Source organism: Chryseobacterium barbadense, assembly GCF_042849955.1.
Lineage (GTDB): Bacteria > Bacteroidota > Bacteroidia > Flavobacteriales > Weeksellaceae > Chryseobacterium.
The window spans coordinates 1-1,393 of sequence record NZ_BAAFHL010000143.1; the positions used below are offsets into that span (position 1 = coordinate 1).

Below are 1,393 nucleotides of genomic sequence, written 5' to 3' on the forward strand. Positions count from 1 at the left end.
GTGGAGAGCTTGGTTGCAGGCTGCAGCTTTTGACCATAATGGATCAGTTCCACCACATAATTTCTGATAAGATCATATTTAAAAATATAATCGGAAGCAATTTCCTTCTTCATTTTAGAAAACAAGAATTCTATTTCATCCGCCAGTGCATCATCAATCTCAAAAACCGGAACACCACCCGGCTGGAACAAAGGAAGGTCTTCAAAAGAACTCCGGGAGCCATCCTTAATGAAGAAATCTTCTGTGAAAACACAAAAGCTCCCTGACTGATCAGGGTCTTCAGGAATCCAATGGTAAGGTACTTTAGGAGTGGCAAACAATAATGCATTTTTTTTGATGGCGATGATCTTGTCTGCATATTCCGCACGGTTCCTCCCTCTGATCAGGCTTATTTTATAATATTTCCTTCTGTTGTAGGGCATTTCGGAGGTTGCTTTTACTTTTTCAAGAGTAGGGGCAATATCGAATATATTGAAGTGCCCTATATCTTTATGAAGTCCTTTCGGAAAAATGCTTTCCAGATCTTTTCCAAGCTTGGCGGTCATTTCCCGGTAAAAATCTTCCAGAGAGGTGTGAGCGATCTTTTCCATAATAATAGGATTTGTAAAATTCAAATATACATAGTTCTATACAAATCCTGATGCATGATTCCAATTTTGAAATAAGAACAATTATTGCTATATTGTAGTACACCAATATCCATGTTATGAAAAGAATAATACCTGTTATGGTCGCTCTGACAATGACCTCCTGTACAAATTACATCAAAGTAATGGATTCAAAAAAAATAAGCGACAAAGAAAACAGCTTATCTACAAGAGTTATTGAGCTTAAAGGCGAATCCCTAGGGATTAACTTTTATGGAGATTATGAGTTTGAGAACATCAATAAAAAATTTGTTTTTTTTAAGAATTCAGATATTAAACATCTTTTGGGCAACCTTAATGAAAAGCCGGAACAAGTTCTTTTTACTTACACCGAAACAAGCATTTATAATAATGTAGTGGGTTTTTTCTATGAAAATATGAGTTTGGAAAATATTAAAGGACAATTATCAAAACAACCTGATCAGGACATGGGAAACGGACTTTTATATCGTTATCCTTATAAAGACTATGCCATTATAGATGTTTACAGACAACAGAAAAACGGGGTGGTAAGATTTATTGCGATCAACAACCCAAAAAATCAAAAAAACGATCAGTTTGAATTGGAAAACGAAGGCTTATTTTTCAAGATCAATACTCAACTTTGGACTAATACTAACTAAGCTCAAGACTTTCTCAAACAAAAACGCCTCCAAAAAATGATGGAAGCGTTTTTAATTACTATAACTAACTTTAATATTTTTTTATACGTTGAATCTGAAGTGCATGATATCACCGTCCTGAAC

The 1,393-nt window shown here is 34.7% G+C and carries 1 protein-coding gene and 1 pseudogene; one reads left to right on the plus strand and one right to left on the minus strand.

The window, feature by feature from the left end; all coding sequences use genetic code 11:
• Nucleotides 1-590: pseudogene (locus ACGHIN_RS17250) on the minus strand (AraC family transcriptional regulator); the annotation flags it as partial.
• Between the two features lie 116 nt (nucleotides 591-706).
• On the opposite strand from ACGHIN_RS17250, the gene ACGHIN_RS17255 reads away from it, so the two are divergent.
• Nucleotides 707-1,270 (plus strand): hypothetical protein, encoded by a 564-nt coding sequence (locus ACGHIN_RS17255; protein WP_390456469.1) that lies wholly within the window; start codon nucleotides 707-709, stop codon nucleotides 1,268-1,270.
• Nucleotides 1,271-1,393 lie beyond the last annotated feature (123 nt).